Origin of the sequence: Streptomyces nanhaiensis (genome assembly GCF_046614825.1) — a bacterium.
Lineage (GTDB): Bacteria > Actinomycetota > Actinomycetes > Streptomycetales > Streptomycetaceae > Streptomyces > Streptomyces radiopugnans.
Window position 1 is genome coordinate 1 of sequence record NZ_JBKJFM010000078.1, and the last position, 17,605, is coordinate 17,605.

Annotated in this window: 13 protein-coding genes; 6 read left to right on the forward strand and 7 right to left on the reverse strand. The window is 74.2% G+C overall.

Translation table 11 applies throughout. The annotated features are described in order from the left end of the window. Nucleotides 1-213: 213 nt before the first annotated feature. Nucleotides 214-3,174 (forward strand): SpoIIE family protein phosphatase, encoded by a 2,961-nt coding sequence (locus ACLIYP_RS17795; RefSeq protein ID WP_412714120.1) that lies wholly within the window; start codon nt 214-216, stop codon nt 3,172-3,174. Nucleotides 3,175-3,231: 57 nt separating this feature from the next. On the opposite strand, the gene ACLIYP_RS17800 is transcribed toward ACLIYP_RS17795, so the two are convergent. Further along, nucleotides 3,232-4,062, reverse strand: a complete 831-nt coding sequence (locus ACLIYP_RS17800) for an NAD-dependent epimerase/dehydratase family protein (RefSeq protein WP_412714121.1) — start codon at nt 4,060-4,062, stop codon at nt 3,232-3,234. 293 nt (nt 4,063-4,355) lie between these two features. Between ACLIYP_RS17800 and ACLIYP_RS17805 the strand changes: the two genes are divergently transcribed. The 4 genes from ACLIYP_RS17805 (at nt 4,356) to ACLIYP_RS17820 (ending at nt 9,006) form a co-directional block, all read left to right on the forward strand. Next, on the forward strand, nt 4,356-5,282 hold the full coding sequence (locus ACLIYP_RS17805; RefSeq protein ID WP_412714122.1) for a 5-dehydro-4-deoxyglucarate dehydratase: 927 nt from the start codon (nt 4,356-4,358) through the stop codon (nt 5,280-5,282). A 235-nt stretch (nt 5,283-5,517) separates the two neighbouring features. After that, nucleotides 5,518-7,080: a sodium:solute symporter family protein gene (locus ACLIYP_RS17810; protein ID WP_412714123.1), complete on the forward strand. Its 1,563-nt coding sequence runs from the start codon at nt 5,518-5,520 to the stop codon at nt 7,078-7,080. Nucleotides 7,081-7,246: 166 nt separating this feature from the next. Continuing rightward, complete coding sequence (locus ACLIYP_RS17815) at nt 7,247-8,155, forward strand: slipin family protein (protein ID WP_412714124.1); 909 nt, start codon at nt 7,247-7,249, stop codon at nt 8,153-8,155. 416 nt (nt 8,156-8,571) lie between these two features. Next, nucleotides 8,572-9,006 (forward strand): subtilase-type protease inhibitor, encoded by a 435-nt coding sequence (locus ACLIYP_RS17820; RefSeq protein WP_412714125.1) that lies wholly within the window; start codon nt 8,572-8,574, stop codon nt 9,004-9,006. Between the two features lie 153 nt (nt 9,007-9,159). On the opposite strand, the gene ACLIYP_RS17825 is transcribed toward ACLIYP_RS17820, so the two are convergent. The 5 genes from ACLIYP_RS17825 to ACLIYP_RS17845 form a co-directional block, all read right to left on the reverse strand. Beyond that, on the reverse strand, nt 9,160-9,897 hold the full coding sequence (locus ACLIYP_RS17825; RefSeq protein ID WP_412714126.1) for a peptidoglycan recognition protein family protein: 738 nt from the start codon (nt 9,895-9,897) through the stop codon (nt 9,160-9,162). 193 nt (nt 9,898-10,090) lie between these two features. Beyond that, nucleotides 10,091-13,048, reverse strand: a complete 2,958-nt coding sequence (locus ACLIYP_RS17830) for a hypothetical protein (protein WP_412714127.1) — start codon at nt 13,046-13,048, stop codon at nt 10,091-10,093. Further along, nucleotides 13,048-14,925, reverse strand: coding sequence for an HSP90 family protein (locus tag ACLIYP_RS17835; RefSeq protein WP_412714128.1), 1,878 nt, complete (start codon nt 14,923-14,925; stop codon nt 13,048-13,050). The genes ACLIYP_RS17830 and ACLIYP_RS17835 overlap by 1 nt, the downstream gene beginning before the upstream one ends. A 57-nt stretch (nt 14,926-14,982) precedes the next feature. Continuing rightward, nucleotides 14,983-16,002, reverse strand: a complete 1,020-nt coding sequence (locus ACLIYP_RS17840) for a hypothetical protein (protein WP_412714129.1) — start codon at nt 16,000-16,002, stop codon at nt 14,983-14,985. Nucleotides 16,003-16,098: 96 nt separating this feature from the next. Beyond that, complete coding sequence (locus ACLIYP_RS17845) at nt 16,099-16,551, reverse strand: YybH family protein (RefSeq protein ID WP_412714130.1); 453 nt, start codon at nt 16,549-16,551, stop codon at nt 16,099-16,101. A gap of 24 nt (nt 16,552-16,575) precedes the next feature. Here ACLIYP_RS17845 and ACLIYP_RS17850 point away from each other — a divergent pair, with 24 nt between their 5' ends. After that, nucleotides 16,576-17,016, forward strand: coding sequence for a winged helix-turn-helix transcriptional regulator (locus tag ACLIYP_RS17850; RefSeq protein WP_412714131.1), 441 nt, complete (start codon nt 16,576-16,578; stop codon nt 17,014-17,016). A gap of 80 nt (nt 17,017-17,096) precedes the next feature. On the opposite strand, the gene ACLIYP_RS17855 is transcribed toward ACLIYP_RS17850, so the two are convergent. Beyond that, complete coding sequence (locus ACLIYP_RS17855; RefSeq protein ID WP_412714132.1) at nt 17,097-17,567, reverse strand: DUF6098 family protein; 471 nt, start codon at nt 17,565-17,567, stop codon at nt 17,097-17,099. Between the last annotated feature and the right edge of the window lie 38 nt (nt 17,568-17,605).

The following is a 17,605-nucleotide window of genomic DNA, read 5'->3' on the forward strand; positions in this document are numbered from 1 at the left end:
GCCCTCGAAGCCGATGCCGACGAGTTCGGCGGACGGGCCGGCGGACGGGCGCGCGGGCCGGCCGGCCGTGCCGCACCGCTGCGCGGGCCTCCCGGCCGCCCCCGAGCCCACCGACATGAATGTGCACACCTTTTGTCCTATTATTTCGTTCTGGTGACTTCTTTCCCTGCACCCGTGGGGGACGGCCGCGGTGGGCGGCCGTCCACTCCCGAGGTGCGTGCGGAGATCCTCGCCTCCTGGCAGCGATCGCGTCTGCTCGGCATCGACCAGGAGCGCCCCGCACTGCCCGTCGAGAGTGACCTGGATCCGGACTCCCGGCTGATCAGGGCCGCCATGCCGGTACTGCGGCGGCTGTACGGGCGGCTCTCCGGAATGCCCGTCACCCTGGTGCTGACCGACTCGCGGGCCACGATCGTCGACCGCATCGGGGAGACCAGGGGGCTGGAGCTGATGGACGCCGCCTCCCTCGTCCCGGGTGCCAACGTCGACGAGCGGTTCATGGGCACCAGCAGCGTCAGCATGGTGCTGAGCACCCGGGCCCCGTTCGTGGTCGTCGGACACGAGCACTTCCTCCACAGCCTCAAGACCCTGACCTGCATGGCCGCCCCGGTGCGCGACCCGGTGGGCGGCACCGTGCAGGGTGCGGTGAACCTCTCCGTCCCCATGGAGCTGGCCAGGCCCGGCATGGCGCTGATGCTCCAGGAGGCCACCGACCGCATCGGCGAGCGGCTGCTGGAGATGGGGTCGGCCAGGGAGCGCGGCCTGATGGAGTCCTTCCTGCGGGCCAGGCGGCGCGGCGAGCACACCGAGATCGACCTCGCCACGGGGGCGCCGGTCCGCCGCGGCGAGGCGGCGCCCCGGCTGGCCCCGCGGGAGGAACTGGCGCTGCTGGAGACCGCCACCGAGCTGATCTCCTCGACCAGCGAGACGTTCGCCGAGGTGCCGCTGACGGGCGGGCGGGTGGCGACACTGCGGCGCAGGCTCCTGCACCACGGCGACGCGGAGGGTGCCGCCGTCGAGATCAGCTTCCGGGAGGCCCCCGCCACTTCCACGGCTTCCACGGCCGCCGTCCCGGGGCCGCCCGCGGCCACGGCGGGCGGCCCGGACGGCCGGAGGGTGCCCCTGCTGCACCTGCCGTCCCCCGCCGGGCGGCCTCAGGACGTACGGCAGGAGGCGGGGCCGCGGGAGGAGACGGGCGTGCCGGGCGGCGTGCGGGAGGAGCCGGAGGGGGCACGGGAGGCTGAGCGGGAGCGGCGGCCCGGCGCAGCGGAGGGCGGCGGCCCCGACGCATGGCTGCTGATGGTGGGTGAACCGGGTGTCGGCCGCCTGGCCGTCGAGGCCCGCCGGCGGCTGTCGCTGCTGAACGAGGCGGGCACCCGCATCGGCACCACGCTGGACATACGGCGCACGGCGCAGGAGCTGGCGGAGATCGCCGTACCGAGGTTCGCCGACGTCGTCGTGGTGGACCTGACCGAGGACGTCCTGGCCGGAGAGGAGCCTCCGCCGGGAGCCCCGGGCGCTGCGCCGGCGCTGCGCCGGATGGCCGTACGGGCCGTGCGGACCGGCGGGGAGGCCGGCGGCCCGCGCGGCGGCGGCGCGGACACCCCCGTCGGCTACGCGCCCGGCACGCCGCAGGCCAGGTGCCTCGGCACCGGGCGGCCGGTCGCGGACTCGGTGCGGACCGAGCTCCTGGCGGCGTCCTCCCCGGACGGCGCCCACCCCGTCGAACTGATCCGCGGGCTGCTCGGGGAGGGCGAGCACTCGTATCTGGCCGCGCCGCTGCGCGCCAGGGGCGCGGTCCTGGGCCTGGCCGGCTTCTACCGGCGCGGCAGGGCACGCCCCTACGAGGAGGACGACCTGGCCCTGGCGGGCGAACTGGCGGCCCGCACCGCGATCAGCGTGGACAACGCCCGCCGCTTCAGCCGGGAGCGCGACGCCGCACTGACCCTGCAGCGCAGTCTGCTGCCGCGCGACACGCCCCGGCTGGCCGCCGTGGACCTCGCCCACCGCTACCTGCCCGCCGACGTCAGGAGCGGGGTGGGCGGTGACTGGTTCGACGCGATCCCGCTGTCCGGGATGCGCTCGGCCCTGGTCGTCGGGGACGTGGCGGGCCACGGGCTGGAGGCGGCGGCGACCATGGGGCGGCTGCGCACGGCGGTGCGCACCCTCGCCGATCTGGACATGCCTCCGGAGGAGGTGCTGGCCCACCTGGACGATCTGGTCGGCCGCGCGCCCGAGGACCCGGCCACGGCCGCGACCTGCCTGTACGCGGTGTACGACCCGGTGATCTGCCGCTGCACGGCCGCCCGGGCCGGGCATCCGCCGCCCGTCGCCGTGTTTCCCGGCGGGGGGACGCTGACGCTGGACCTGCCGGCCGGCCCGCCGCTGGGACTCGGCGGACTCCAGCCCTACGAGTCCGCCACCGTGGAGCTGCCCTCGGGCAGTCTGCTGGCGCTGTACACCGACGGCCTGCTCAAGGAGGGCCGCGCATACGGCGACACCGACGCACGCATGGCGCTGCTCGCCTCCGCGCTGCGCGGCCCGGAGCCGCCACCGGACTCCTCGCCGGAGCCGGAGGCGTCGCTGGAGCGGATCTGCGGCCGGGTCACGGACACCCTGCTGTCCGACGGCCCGCCGGACGGCCTTCGGGACGGCCCGCGCGACGACGTGGCGCTGCTGCTGGCCCGTGTGCACGCGCTGCCCACCGACCGGGTGGCGTCCTGGGAGCTGCCCTCCGACCCGTCGGTGGTCTCCGAGGCCAGGGCGCTGGCACGGCGGCAGCTGGACGAGTGGAGCCTGCAGGACCTGGAGTACGGCACCGGCCTGGTGGTGAGCGAGTTGTTCACCAACGCCGTGCGGTACGGCGGCGGCGGGCCGGTACGGCTGCGGCTGCTGCGCGGCGCCTCCCTGGTCTGCGAGGTCTCCGACCGCAGCAACTCCTCCCCGCGCCTCCGGCGCGCCGGGGTGACCGAGGAGAGCGGGCGCGGCCTGTTCCTGGTGGCGCAGTTCACCAGGAACTGGGGAGTCCGCTACATGGCGCGGGGCAAGACGGTGTGGGCCGAGCAGGTGCCGCACTCCGGGCGCCCCGGCTCCGGGCACTCCGGCCAGGGGGAGCCCGCGCCGGAGGAGGCGGACGAGCAGGCGCTGCTGGCCATGTTCGACGACCTCGGCTGAGACGCGCCCCCCGCCGCGCCGGGCGGCGGGCGGCCCGCCGGGCGGCGCGCCGGCGGATCAGTGCGGCCAGATCGGCGGGTCGGTGGTGAAGTGGCCGCCCAGGCACGCGTGTTCCGGCCTGTCCGGATCGAGCTCACCCTGCTCGGCGATGAGCTTGGCCGCGTACGGCTCGGAGTCGTCCTGCGGCTCGTACCCCAGCGCCCGCGCCGAGGAGAGGTCCCACCACAGCCGGGTGTTGGCGGAGGAGCCGTAGACCACGGTGTGCCCGACCCCCTCGGCGGTCAGGGCGGCGTGCAGCAGCCGGGCCCCGTCGGCGGGGCTCATCCAGACCGAGAGCATCCGCACCGTCGTGGGCTCGGGGAAGCAGGAGCCGATGCGGACGGAGACGGTCTCGATGCCGTGCCGGTCCCAGTAGAGCTGGGCCAGGTCCTCGCCGAAGCACTTCGACAGCCCGTAGAAGGTGTCGGGGCGGCGCGGGGTGTCCACCGGGATCAGCGGGTCGCCCTCGCCCGGACGGGGGGTGTAGCCGACGGCGTGGTTGGAGGAGGCGAAGACGACGCGCCCGACGCCCTCCTCCCGGACCGCCTCGTAGAGGTTGTAGGTGCCCTCGATGTTCGCCCGCACGATCTTCTCGAAGGGGGCCTCGAGGGAGATCCCGGCGAGATGGACGACGGCGTCCACGCCCCGCACGGCCTCCCGCAGCGCCGCCCGGTCCGCGAGGTCGGCGGTGATCGTCTCCTCGGTCCCCTCCTCCGCTCCGGGGAGCGGAGGGGTGGGGGCGACGTCGAGGAGCCGGAGGGTGTGGCCGTAGGAGGGGAGCAGTCCCCGCATCAGGGTGCCGAGGCCGCCCGCGGCACCGGTGAGCAGGACGGTTCTGGGGGCGGGCATGGGCTGTCTCCTCGGTGCGGTGGGGAGGCCGGCGCGCACACGCCGGAGCGGGCTCGACGCAGGAGCGGTTCACCGAACGTCATTCACAACTGTGGAGACGGTAAGGACTCGCCTCAACATCGTCAAGTGTAGGGGAAAGCGCTTTCTCGCTCTCCCTCCCTGGCGACACCCCTTCGACGATCGGCCGTCTTGACCGCGGCGAATCCCTGCCCTACCGTAACGGCGTTCATGAATATGGACAGCGGTCGTGAATGTGTACACCATCCGCCACCCCGCGACACCCAGGGAGTGCCGTGACCACACCTCCTCTCGCCGCCCGGCTCGACGGTCTGCTCTTCTTCCCCGTCACCGCGTACGGACCGGACGGCGCCCTCGACACCGACGTGTTCCGTGCCCATGTGCGCGCCGGCGTCGACGCCGGCGCCGCCGCCGTCTTCGCCTGCTGCGGCACCGGCGAGTTCCACGCCCTGACCCCCGAGGAGTTCGGCGCGTGCGTCTCCGCGGCGGTGGCGGAGGCGGGGGGACGGGTGCCGGTGGTCGCGGGCACCGGCTACGGCACCGCCCTCGCCGTGCGGTACGCCCGCATCGCCGAGGACGCGGGCGCCGACGGGCTCCTCGCCATGCCCCCCTACCTGGTCGCACCCGACCAGGAGGGACTGCGGAACCACTACACCGCCCTGGCCGACGCGACCGGACTGGACGTCATCGTCTACCAGCGGGACAACGCCGTCCTCACCCCTGCCACCGTGGCCGAACTGGCCCGCCACCCCGGGATCGCGGGTCTGAAGGACGGCGTCGGCGACCTCGACCTGATGCAGCGGATCGTCAGCGCCGTACGCACCGCGGAGCCGGACCGCGAGTTCCTGTACTTCAACGGACTGCCCACCGCCGAACTCACCTGCCCCGCCTACCGGGGCATCGGGGTCGGCCTCTACTCCTCCGCCGCCTTCTGCTTCGCGCCGGAGATCGCCGTCGCCTTCCACCGCGCCTTCACCGGGGGCGACGACGCCACCGTGCGCCGCCTCCTCGACGGCTTCTACCGCCCCCTGGTGGAGCTGCGGAACAAGGGCCGCGGCTACGCGGTCTCACTGGTCAAGGCCGGAGTACGCCTGCGCGGTCTGGACGTGGGCGGGGTACGGCCCCCGCTGAGCGAGCCGGACGGCGCGCACATCGAGGAGCTGTCCGCCCTGATGGAACACGGGCGCACCCTGCTGGCGTGAGACGGGCGCGGAGGCCCGGAAGGGGCCTCCGCGCACACACCTTCCCGACACGGAACGGAACAACATATACATCCATGAACACCGGTCTGTGCGCCAGCCCTCCCCTCACCCTCCTTCAATCCCTTGCCGCCTCGGTCCGTTCAGATGTATTGACGCCCCATGAGGGCGCTTCTACTGTGACGGCACGCATTCATAGAGTTGACAGAAGTTCACATCTATGAACTAAGGAGCCGTCATGGCCGCACTGGACTGGACCGTGCTGGGTGCGTACTTCCTCGTGATGGTGGGCATCGGCCTCTGGTCGAGGAAACGCATCCACACCATCGCCGACTTCTTCACGGCCCGCGGCCGCATCCCGTGGTGGCTCTCCGGGATATCGCACCACATGTCCGGTTACAGCGCGATCATGTTCGTGACCTTCGCCGCGGTCGCATACGACCACGGCATCACCGTCTACTTCTGGTGGCCCCTCACCATCGGGGTCGGCATCGGCGCCGGCGCCTTCCTCTTCGCCGCGCGCTGGAACCGGCTGCGCGCCAGACACGGCGTCAACTCGCCGCTCGCCTACCTCGCCGTCCGCTACGACCTGCCCACCCAGCAGGTCCTCGCCTACAGCGGCACCGCGCTCAAGGTGGTGGACATCGCCGCGAAGTGGGTCGCCATCGCACTGCTGCTCCAGGGCTTCGCGGACATCCCGCTGGTGTGGGGCATCACCCTGACCGGCGCCTGCACCATGCTCTACATGGCCTTCGGCGGCCTGTGGGCCGACGTCCTCACCGACTTCGGCCAGTTCGTCATCCAGGCCGTCGCCGGGTTCGCGATGCTCTTCGCGCTCTTCGCCCACCTCGACGGGGTGGCCACGCTGTGGACGATGTGGGGCGACCTCCCGGCCGACCGCGGCGACCCGGTCAACGGCCCCGTGACCACCGGGCTGATCATGGCGTTCCTGCTGGTGAAGACCTTCGAGTACAACGGCGGCATGTGGAACCTGGCGCAGCGCTACATGGCCGCGCCCTCCGGCTCCCGGGCCAGGAGATCGGCGCTGCTCTCCAGCTTCCTGTGGATCGTGTGGCCTTTCATCCTCTTCGTCCCCATGATCGCCGCACCGCTCGTCGTCCCCGGTCTGGACGACGGCGAGAGGTCGTACATCATGCTCGCCCAGGAGCTGCTGCCCGCCGGCCTCATCGGACTGCTCCTGGCCGGCTTCTTCTCCCACACCATGGCCATGGTGGCCTCCGACTCCAACGTCATCACCGCCGTCATCACCCGCGACCTCGCCCCGGTGGTCGCCCCTCGCGTACGGCGCCTGACGGAGGCCGGGCAGCTGCTGTTCGCGCGGATCACCACGGTCGCCTTCGTCACGTTCAGCATGACCCTCGCGCTCCTCGCCGACCCGGACGGCTTCATCATGACGGTCGTGGTGAGCATCGTCGCCGCGACCATGGGGCCGATCTCCATTCCGCTGATGCTGGGCCTGCTGCCCTGGTTCCGGCGCCACGGACCGCGCGCGGCGCTCATCTCCTGGGCCGGCGGCCTGGCGGTCTGGGCATATCTCTACTGGGGCGTGGAGGACGCCGGCCAGACCGCGAGCGTCGGCCTTCCCGTCCTCACCTCGCTGACGCTGTACGTCGTCGTCGGGCTGGTGCGACCGGAGGGCAGCACGGCGCGCGACGCGCTGCTCGACTCCCTCGGCAGCGACCCGTCGGAGGCCGAGAAGGCAGAGGTCGAGCGGAGGTTCGTCGACCATCCGCCCTCCTCCGACGGCGACGCCGTGTCGGGCACGGTCGCCACCCGCTGAGCGGGAACCACCCCGGGGCGCACGCACCCCGGGGCGCGGCCACCACCGTCGCGCGGTCCTCGGCATCCCGGAGGCGGGGCTCCCCATGACACCCATACGGAGCTATCGTAAATATCGGGCAAACAGGACAGAAAACCAGTGCAACCCATGACAGTAGGTGTCTGCGATGCTCCAGGGACTCGCGGCGGCGGGAATCGTGCTGCTCTGCGTCTGCGCCGTCTACGTCGCGCTGGCGGCCCGGGTGGTCAAACAGTACGAACGCGGGGTGGTCTTCCGGCTCGGGCGGGTCATGAAGGACGTACGCCGGCCGGGCTTCACCATGATCGTTCCCTTCGTCGACCGGATGCGCAAGGTCAACCTGCAGATCGTGACCCTGCCGGTGCCCGCGCAGGAGGGGATCAGCAGGGACAACGTGACCGTCCGGGTCGACGCCGTCGTGTACTTCAAGGTCGTCGACCCCGTCGACGCGATCGTCCGGGTGGAGGACTACCGCTTCGCGGTCTCCCAGATGGCCCAGACCTCGTTGCGCTCCATCATCGGCAAGAGCGATCTGGACGATCTGCTGTCCAACCGGGAGAAGCTGAACCAGGGCCTGGAGCTGATGATCGACAGCCCGGCCGTGGGCTGGGGCGTCCACGTCGACCGGGTCGAGATCAAGGACGTCTCCCTGCCGGAGACGATGAAGCGGTCGATGGCCCGCCAGGCGGAGGCCGCCCGCGACCGGCGGGCCCGCGTCATCAACGCCGACGCCGAGTTCCAGGCGTCGAAGAAGCTGGCGGAGGCCGCGCAGCAGATGGCCGACACGCCGTCGGCACTTCAGTTGCGGCTCCTGCAGACGGTGGTGGCGGTCGCCGCCGAGAAGAACTCCACCCTGGTCCTGCCCTTCCCCGTCGAACTGCTGCGGTTCCTGGAGAAGGCGCAGCAGACTCCGCAGCAGAGCCCCCAGCCGGGCGCGGCGCCCCCGCCCCCCGCGCAGGCCGCGGTCCCGCCCGCCCAGGCCCCGTACGCGGCGGCTTCCACCGCCCGGACGCCGGCGGACTCCGGGAGCGACGGACAGAGGGCCGGGGAAAGGTGAGCCACGCGCCCGGCGGCCCGGGGCCTCCCGGGCCGCCGGGCGTCGCGGTACGCCCGCGGCCGCGCCGGGGCCGCCGGGCGCCGCGGACGGGCACGCGGCGCGTCCGCCCGCACCCGGCGCCGCCGGCGAGAGGAGGGCCGTGGCGGTTTCCGGCCGAGGTGCGGCGCCCGGGCGGGGCGGTTCTGTCCGCGAAACGGCAGTTCACCGCCTTGACGCCGGACCGCGCCCCTTCCTCGTACGCGTGCCGTACACGTTCCCCGGAGGGCTCGGAGGGCTGCTGAGCCGCCCACCGGCACACTGGGCAACCACTCCGTCGCCGAAGGTGACCTGAAGTGATCCGTCCGATGTGCGCTCGCGGTCGGCTCCAGCAAGACTCCTGTTCGGAATCTGACGAACCGAACCCAGGAGTGTTCGAAATGCGGTACAGCATCAAGGGTCTGGGAGTGGGCACCGCCCTGGCCGTCACCTGCCTGGCGGGCTCGGCGGCCACCGCGGCCGCTTCGCCCGCGCAGCCCGAAGGGCTTTACGCGTCCTCGGCCCTGGTGCTCACCGTCGGCAAGGGGGAGGACCCGGCGACGGCCACCGTGCTGCGGGCCGCCGTGCTGAGCTGTTCGCCGGTGCCGGGCGGCACCCACCCGGCACCGGCCGAGGCGTGCGGCGAGCTGCGTTCCGTGGACGGCGAGTTCGCCTCGCTGGTCGAGTCCGGCCGCGACCGGATGTGCCCGATGGTCTGGGATCCGGTCACCGTGACCGCCGACGGGGTCTGGGAGGGCCGCAGGGTCTCGTACGCGCACACCTTCTCCAACGCCTGCGTCATGGCGGACGCCGCACCCGCGGTCTTCTCCTTCTGAGCCCGGGGCGGCCCCGCACCGGAACCCTGAACCGTGCCCGGACACCCCGGAGGCCGCCGCACGAACGGCGGCGGCCTCGTGCCGGTGGGCCGGCTCCGGTGTCCCGCGGGGCCGGCGTCCCACGGAGCCGCGGGACGGGCGGCGCCGGGGCCGTCAGTGGTCGAGGTCGCGCAGGCGGGTGGTCTCCTCCCGGATCTCCGGCAGGCGTTCGTACAGCGCCTGGCCGGGGCAGTCGGTCTGATGGCTGTCGCGGTGGCCCGAGATGACGTCGAACGTCGCGGCCTCGCCCTTGTCGTAGCGGCTCTCGTCGTTCGTCGAGACCAGCCGCACCCTGCCCTGCGGGTCCGCGCCGGGCCGGAGCTTCCACGCCGCGACCTCGGCGATCGCCTCGATCACCGCGCGCGGCACCTCCTGTCCCGCCCCGAAGGTGCCAAGCGCCGCCACACCGACGCTGTTGCGGTTGAAGCCCTTGGTGTGGGCGCCGTACACCGGGCGTCCGATGCCGCCGCCCCGGCCCTCGTAGATGGTTCCGCACTTGTCGACGACGAAGTTGTAGCCGATGTCGTCCCACCCCTGGCCCTCGATGTGGTCGGCCTCCAGCGCCTGCAGCATCCGCGGGACGTCCGAGCAGTCGTAGGCGTTGGGATGGCCGGTGTGGTGGACGAAGACGGCGCTCACCGGGCCCGTGTAGCTGGCCTCTTCCCTGACCAGGCTCTCGTCGGCACGCCAGGCCTTCCGGCTGACGACCGCGGGCTGTGGCGCGGTGTACGGGTCGGCGGGGCCGGCGGCTTCCGGCACCGGGGGGTCGAGGAGGTGGGCGGGAACGTCCCGCACCACCAGCAGCGCCAGCGGCAGAAGGGCGGCGCCCAGCACAAGTCGTGGGTACCACATGCCCCCACCCTGCCCCCGCGCGCCGCGGATCTCGCGGCCGGCAGAGCCGGTCGGGTGACGGCGGGCGGCCCCGGGGAAGGCGTTCGCGCAGCTCAGGGGCCGCAAAAAGGGCATGCCCGCGGGGCCGGCCCGGCCTCGCGGCGGAACGCGGACCGCCCGGCCGGGGCGGCACGCCGCCCCGGCCGGGCGCGGCTCAGCGGGAGGCCATGTCCTCGCGCAGGGCGGTGAGGATCCTGGCCGCCTCCTCCAGGCCCGCCCCGGCACAGCGGCCGGCCGCCGCGTCCAGGCGGGCCACGGCGTCCTTCGGCCGGTCCAGCCCGTTGCCCTCGACCAGGGCGGCCAGCCGCGCCGTCTCCGCCCGGCCCGCCTCCCCGTCCGGGCCGCCCTCGGCCAGGAGCGAGTCGGCCCGGTCCGCCTCGGCCAGCGCCTCCTCGAAGCGCTCGGCGCGTGCCAGGCAGCGGGCGCGGCACAGGTGGTTGTGGCCGGCGTGGTACCAGTGGGGGAACTCCTCCGGATCCTCGGGGACCCCGGCCAGCAGCTCGTCGGCGGTGGCCAGGTGGCCGAGCGCCGCCTCCAGGCCGTCCTCCTCACCGCGCGTGGCCAGGTCGGCGAACTCCCGGAGCATCTCCAGCACCGGTACCGGGCTCGGCGCCCGGCGGTGGGACTCCAGGGCGCGCTCGCGTGCGGCCCCGGCCGCCTCCGGGCGGCCGGCCCGGGCCAGCGCGGCCGCCGCCTGGGAGGCGACCATGGTGTGGGTGAACTGCTCCTCCCACCCGGCCACCGTGTCGGCCAGGCCCAGGAACTCCTCGGCCGCCGCGCGGTGCTCCGCCAGCTCCGTCAGTCCCCGGGCGAGGGTGAGGCGGACCTGGGCCAGCAGCCGCTCGTCGAGCGGATCCCCCGATTCCGCTCCGCCCCCGCGGGCCACGGACTCCAGCACCGCCACGGCGTCCTCCGGCTGCCCGGAGGCGGCCAGGGCGTCGGCGAGTTCCAGACGGCACTCGGCGGCGCCGTTGTGGTCGCCCTCCCGGTCCATCCGGGCGGCGGCCTCGGACAGGTGACGGACGGCTCCGGAGAGCTCACCGGCGTGCCGGCAGGCGTGGCCGAGCATCGCGTGGACGGCCGTGGCCGGGAAGGAGCGGTCGTCGTACCGTGCGGCCCGGGCCATGGCCTGCCGGAACACCTCGGCCGCCTCCCCGGGCCGGCCGGTGCGCATCAGGACCTGGCCCAGCAGCAGCATGCCGCGGGTCGCCCGCCACGGGGTGCCGGCCTCCTCCAGGATCTCCTGGGAGCGCCGCTGCCGTTCGACGGCCTCCTCGGCGCGCCCGGTACGGGCGGCGACGTCGGCTTCGTAGAGGTGGGCGGCGGCCCTCTGGTGGGGGATCTCCCAGCGCTCGGCCGCCGCGTGCAGTGCCCCGACCGCCTCCTCGAAGCGCGCCACGGCCTCCGGGCCGGCTTCCGGCAGCGCGTCGGTCAGCTCGCCGTGCGCGGCGAAGGCCCGGCAGTGGAGTACGACGAGGTACTTGTCCGGCCGGAAGTCCGCCTCCGGCTCCCCGTCCCCGCCGGGAAGCATCCGTTCGGCCGACTCCAGCAGGGGTTCCAGCTCCCGCCGTACCGCGAGGTGGCCGGCGGTCTCCCCGCCGGGCCCCTGGCTCCGCCCCTGTCCGGCCTCGGGCCGGCAGGCCAGGCGGGCCCGGGCGGCCAGTTCGTGCCAGGGCAGGCCGGCCCGGGCGTAGAGGGCGACCGCCTCGGCCATCGCGGCCCGGCCGTTCCCGCCCCGCTCGTCCGCGGCGAACGCGCGCTGCTCGGCCAGTTCGGCCAGAAGCAGGTCCAGGGGGCCGAGAGCGGGGTCGTGGACGTATCCGTCGGCGGTCACGCGCTCGGCGACGCGTTCCCACAGCGGTGTGTCGCCGGGGTGCCCCTCGTCGGCCAGCCGCCGTGCCTCGGCGACCAGTTCGGCGAAGTCCCCGGGGATCGCCACCCGGTGCGCGGCGGCCGGCGCGGGCGCGGGCTCCGGGGCGGCCGCGTCGTCCTTCGGGCCGGTCAGCGGTGTGACGCGCAGGCCCAGCGCGAGGGGCTCCTCCAGCAGGGGGTGCCGCTCCAGGCGCGCGCGGCGGCGCTCGCCGACCGCCGCCGTGCCGTTGCGGCGGTCGAAGGCCGCGGCCAGTGCGTCCGCCTCGGCCCCGATCTCGCCGTCCAGCGTCCGCGCCGTCCACTGCCGCCCGGGCGGTCCGGCGACGGGGGTGTCGGCGTACCCCTGCGCCACGAGACGGCCGAGCAGCACCTGCACGCCGGTGAGGAAGGCCAGCCGCGCCTTGGGGGCGCCGGTGACGCCGAACAGCCCGCGGTTCTCGGCCAGGATCTCCAGCCCGCGGCCCTCGTTGCGGGTCAGGGCGCAGAATTCCAGGTGGAGGCCGATCTCCTCGGCCATCCCCGTCCTTCCGCGGGCGTAGCGGTATCCGGCCAGGTGGTGCGAGCGGGCCTCGTCCGCGCGGCCGGTGCGCAGCAGCGGGAGCAGCGCGAAGGCATGGCTGGCGTAGGGTTCCTCCTGGCAGCTCACGGCCCCGGCGAACAGCGGCTCCCAGATCCGCAGGGCCTGCTCGTCCTCCCCGAGGAGGACGTGGTGCAGCGCCCGGTGGCGTATCTCGCACGCCTCGCAGTCGCTCAGCCGCTCCCGCGGGCGGGTCACCCACAGGTCGTAGGCGGACTCCAGGCCGCTGCCGGTGTGCAGTGCGACGCGGTGGGCCATGGCCGCCACCGGCTGCATGCCGTGGCCGGCCTCGCGGTAGCGCTCGCGCATCCGGCCGATCCACTGCTCGACGGTGGCCAGCGGTACGTCCGGCACCTCCAGCAGGGAGGTTGTCACCCACTTGAAGCGCCAGTAGAGCTGGTGGCCCTCCCACTCGCTGAAGGCGCCACGGTCGTCGTCCCACAGCCGGAGCAGACGGGCGAAGACCACCGGCGACTTGCGGTGCTCGCCGGTGTACTCGTAGGCCTCCATCAGCTCCAGCAGCGCGGTGACCAGGATGCCCTTGTCCTCGAACTGCTCGGCGGCTTCGACCAGTTCCTCGGCCGTCACCGTCCTGGGCAGGCCGTAGGGGCGGTCGTTGTTCTCCCGCAGCGCGTCGAGCACGGCCTCCGGGGTCTCCAGCATCACGGCTCCTTCCGGGGGGCCGGGCCGCCCTGGTCGCCGGCCCGGTCGTGCGTGGCGTGGTCGTGCATGGCGTGGTCGAGCAGGCCGAGGAAGGCCCGGTTGAGCAGCGCGCTCTCGGCGGCGCGCAGCGGGCGGCGGCTGAGCAGCAGCGCCTGCCCGTACAGCGCCTCCGCCGTGGCGGTGGCCAGCCCGCGTTCGGTGATCGTCGCCGCACGGCGGACCAGCGGGTTGAGGTGGTTGAGGACCAGCTGGGCGCGGGGGGCCTCGGTGCGCAGCGAGCCGAGGATGTCGGCCCACAGCCCGTCGCCGGCGCCGGCCAGCTCGGAGCGGGTGCGCTCGTGCCGGGCCTCCCGGTTGTCCAGCAGGAGGGCGGGGGCGGTCACCGGCTGGAAGCTGCGCAGCACCACGTCGCAGTCGTGGACGCCGATCACCTCGCGGGCCACGGCCAGGAAGGAGGCCGCGGCCAGTTCGGCGGCGGGCTCCACCGCGTCCAGGTGCGCGGTGACGGTGGCCGGGTCCAGGTCGTCGACGGTGGTGCCGGAGCGTATCTCCGGCAGCCGGTGCACCAGGTCCCGGTCGTAGGTGTAGCCGCCGTTGACGACTCCGAGGCCGGCCGCCGCGGCGATCGGCGCGACCTGCCGGAACTCCTCCACGCTCCGGGTGACCAGGATCGTGGGGTGGCTGCGGGCGAACTCGTCCAGGGTGACGTTGCCGTCGGTCGTCTCGAAGGGCAGCCACGGCAGCAGCATCCGCAGCAGCGCGTCGTCGTGGCGGGCCAGCGCCTTGACGGCCAGGTGGTGGGTCTCGATGAAGCGGTGCAGGAGGGTGGGGTCGCCGGCGGCCAGGCCGGTGAGCCAGTCGCGCAGCCGGTCGCCGAGCGCCTCGCGTACGGCGTCGAGCGTCTCGTCCTCGTACAGCGCCTCGCGGGAGGCGGTGGGCCGCAGGCCGGTGGTGTCCACCACGCAGCGCACGAAGAACGCCCAGTCGGGCAGGAGTTCGGACGCCTGGTCCGACAGGAGCATGCCCTTGAGGTGCACCCGGTGGCCGGCCCGCTGGGAGGGGCTGACGGCGGTCGGCAGGACGTAGGCGACGCCGCGCAGCCCGACGACGGGCAGGTCAAGTTCGACGGTGTCCAGCGGGGTGAAGCCGAAGGTGGAGCGGCAGTGCTCGGCCAGCGCCTCGCGGCGGGCCCGCGGGGAGGCGTGGCGCTCCTCCCACGGCGGGGTCCGGTCGATCCGGGTGGCCGTGCCGCGGGCGTCGGTCACGGTGACCTCGTGCCGCAGCAGACCGCCGTAGTGCCGGGCCAGTTCCAGCACCCGGTCGGGGCGCGTCCACTCGGTGCCGTCCGCGCGGGGGGTCAGCCGCACCGTGGTGCCCGGCTCCGGCCTGGTGTGCGGGGGCAGGGTGCGGATGGTGTAGCTGCCGTCGGCGCGGCCGCGCCATTCGACGACCGGTGCGTCGGGAGCGGCCGCCGAGCGGCTGACCACGGTGATCTCGTCGGCCACCACGAAGCAGGCGAGCAGTCCGATGCCGAACTGGCCGATGAACTCCGAGCGGGCCGAGGCGATGGCCGTTCCGTCCAGCCCTCCGTCGGCGGAGCGCTTGGAGCTGCGGCCGATCGTCGCGAGGAAGGTGTGGACGTCCTTCTCGGACAGGCCGACGCCGGTGTCGGTGACGGTGAGCGTCTCACCGGTCTCCACGGTGATCCGGGCGGGGGCGTCCGGGTGCAGGGCCCGGCGGGCGGTGATGGCGTCCACCGCGTTCTGCAGCAGTTCGCGCAGGTAGACGCGGGGACTGGAGTAGAGGTGGTGGGAGAGCAGGTCGACCAGGCCGCGCAGATCGACCTGGAAGGTGTGGGACGTCTGATGCTGGGACACCGGATGGGCTTTCTTCCGTGGGCGGCGGGAGGGGGTGCGGTTCGGCGGGTCGGCGCGTCAGCGGCCGGCGCGCGAGCGCCACTTCCGGAACGCCGCGACCGGGTCGGCGGAGTCGAGGTACTGCCAGGGGAACTCGGTGACCCGTCCCTCCAGCGGCGCGAAGGCGGCGGCCGCCGCCTCCCTCTCGCCGGCCAGCGAGAGGGCCATGGCGAAGGTGTTGTGCACGCCGATCCAGTCGCGCGGACGCCCGAAGGCCGGGTCGCCGATGGACCGGTGGGCGGCCTCCAGCAGCCGGGCCCGTACGTCGGGGCGGCCGATGTACTCCGCGTCCTCACCCGGCTCCAGGTCCAGCCAGTGCTCCAGGTGGGCGAGGGCCACCAGTTCGCCCAGCGGGCTGCCCTCGGGAGCCGAGAGCATCGACTCGCGCGCGAAGTCGTGCATCTCCCCGTGCGAGCCGCCCCACTTGGCGCACACCTGCTGCAGGTGCTGCCGGTGCGCGCCCAGGTGCCCGGGGCTGCGGCGGACCGCCGCCTCGAAGCGGAGGCGGGCGATCTGCGGCCCGACCTGGAGGCCGCGCCCGGAGACCTGGAGCATGAACCAGGGGGCGACCCAGTCCGGCTCGCGCTCGGCCACCCGGTACAGCAGGTCCTCGGCGACCTCCAGCCGCTGGTGGAAGACCCGGAACTGCTCCTTGGAGACCTGGGAGGCCCGCGCGCCGGTGCGGGCCTCCCACGCCCAGTCGATGTGGTGCGCGCCGGCCATGAGCAGGGCCAGGGTCCCGTCCGGCTCGCGGTCCATGACACGGCCCATCAGCTCGGTCGTGCCCGGCGCCCCGGAGGCGTGCCACACCAGCCGGCACAGCTCCTCGGCGTCGGCCGCGGCCGCCAGCCGCTCGCGGACCGCGGGCCAGTCCCCCGCCCCGATCGCCTCCCGGAGCCGGGCCAGCGCGGGGTCGTCGAAGTCGGTGACCAGGCGCGGCGCCGGCCTGCGCCTCCACAGCCCGAACGGGAACGCCGGCCGGCGCCGTCCGTCCGCCGGCCGCTCCTCGGCCGCCGGGTGCCGACTGATGGTTGTCATGTGGATCCCCCCGTGGGCCCCCGCGGGGGCCGCTGATCATCGTCTGGAGAACGAATATCATGCGGCACCGACAACGCGTCGGCCAGGGCTTTCCGGTCAGTGGCCGGCGGGGGCCTCCGGCCCGGCGTCGGGCCGCGCGGTGCCGAAGGGGTTGTCGACGACGTAACGCCACAGGCCGTCGGCGCCGCGGCGCGCCACGTCCGTCGCCGTGCCCCCGATGTGCACGTGCGCGCCGTCCGGGCCCGTGCCGTCGATGCTCCAGTCGACGATCAGCAGGGCGATGTCGTCGGCGACGTAGGTGTGGCGGGGGCGGACGGTGATCGGCAGGCCCAGTCCCAGCAGACCGGCCTGGGAATCCGTCACCTCCCGTCCGGCGACCTGCCGGCCGGGGCGGGGGACGAAGACGGCCCGGGCCTCGTAGAGGCGGGCCAGCACGCCCGGGTCGCCGGTGCCGAAGGCCTCCGCGAACACCCCCGGGTGTTGCCCGGGGTCGGTGGCCAGGGAGACGGTGGGGGCATGGATGTGTCCGGTGTCGGAGTCGATGCTCATACCGCGAGTCAAACCGTCCGCGACGTGGGCAACCAAACGGAAACCCACGTGCCGGATCCCGCCCCGGCAGGCGCCGGCCCGCGCCGCGACTGGGACGTCCGTCTGGTGCCGGACGAGCGGGGCCGCACCCGGCGCCCCGAGCCCGACTGCCCCGTGGAGATCGCGCTGGCCGCCGTCTCGGGCCGCTGGACCACCCTTGTCCTGCGTGAACTGGCCCACGAGGCGCACTCGTTCGGCGAGTTGCGCGGTCGGCTGCCGGAGATCAGCGCCAAGGTGCTCGCGGAGCGGTTGCGCACCCTGGAGGAGCGGGGCCTGGTGAACCGCGAGCGGCTGCGCGGATTCCCGGCCCGCACCCGCTACCGCCTCACCGCGGCGGGCCGGGCCGTACGGCCGCTGCTGGTCGAGCTGTACCGCACGGGGCTCGCGATCGACGCCGCCCGGGACGGCGCCGAACCGGCCGGCTGACCGCGCGGGGGCGGTCTGCCGCCGGGCGGCCCGGGAGCCGGGGAGAAGCCCGCCGTGCCGTCCGCGGGGCCCCTGCCCGGTCAGCGGGAGGATTCCGCTCCGCTGCCGGCGGTCCGGTCCAGCGGGCCCCAGCTCCCCCTCTGCCGGGCCACCTCCTGCTCCGCTTCGAAGATCACCCGTGCGTCGACCCAGGCGATCGGCTCCACCTCCCTGACCAGCGGCTCGTTGTCGGGCCCGCGCCCGACCTCACGGCCGCGCAGCACCCAGGGCCGCACTCCCGGCCCCTTCGAACGGCGCAGATGGCAGTAGTCGTACAGGCGCCGGGCGACCCACAGCCGGACCGGCCGGCTGGACCACCACGGCTCGACGTCCAGGGCGTTGACGGACAGCCCGGGCAGCGGGACACCGGTCAGGTCGTCCGTGCTGGCCGTCTCCCCCAGGTCGGTCCGGGGGCCGCGGGACCAGCGCACGTACAGACGCCTGCCGCTCTCGACCAGACGGGCCAGCTCGTCGAGGGAGGTGATCACAGGCGGCTCGGAGGGGAGGGTCATACGGCGCTCGCTCCTTGGGTGTCGCTGCCGCCCGGTCC

Excerpts from the sequence above, each read along its gene's own strand:
- ACLIYP_RS17840 (WP_412714129.1), bottom strand. The coding sequence starts at position 16,002 with ATGACAACCATCAGTCGGCACCCGGCGGCCGAGGAGCGGCCGGCGGAC.
- ACLIYP_RS17825 (WP_412714126.1), bottom strand. The coding sequence starts at position 9,897 with ATGTGGTACCCACGACTTGTGCTGGGCGCCGCCCTTCTGCCGCTGGCG.
- ACLIYP_RS17820 (WP_412714125.1), top strand. The coding sequence starts at position 8,572 with ATGCGGTACAGCATCAAGGGTCTGGGAGTGGGCACCGCCCTGGCCGTC.
- ACLIYP_RS17810 (WP_412714123.1), top strand. The coding sequence starts at position 5,518 with ATGGCCGCACTGGACTGGACCGTGCTGGGTGCGTACTTCCTCGTGATG.
- ACLIYP_RS17800 (WP_412714121.1), bottom strand. The coding sequence starts at position 4,062 with ATGCCCGCCCCCAGAACCGTCCTGCTCACCGGTGCCGCGGGCGGCCTC.
- ACLIYP_RS17830 (WP_412714127.1), bottom strand. The coding sequence starts at position 13,048 with ATGCTGGAGACCCCGGAGGCCGTGCTCGACGCGCTGCGGGAGAACAAC.
- ACLIYP_RS17845 (WP_412714130.1), bottom strand. The coding sequence starts at position 16,551 with ATGAGCATCGACTCCGACACCGGACACATCCATGCCCCCACCGTCTCC.
- ACLIYP_RS17855 (WP_412714132.1), bottom strand. The coding sequence starts at position 17,567 with ATGACCCTCCCCTCCGAGCCGCCTGTGATCACCTCCCTCGACGAGCTG.
- ACLIYP_RS17815 (WP_412714124.1), top strand. The coding sequence starts at position 7,247 with ATGCTCCAGGGACTCGCGGCGGCGGGAATCGTGCTGCTCTGCGTCTGC.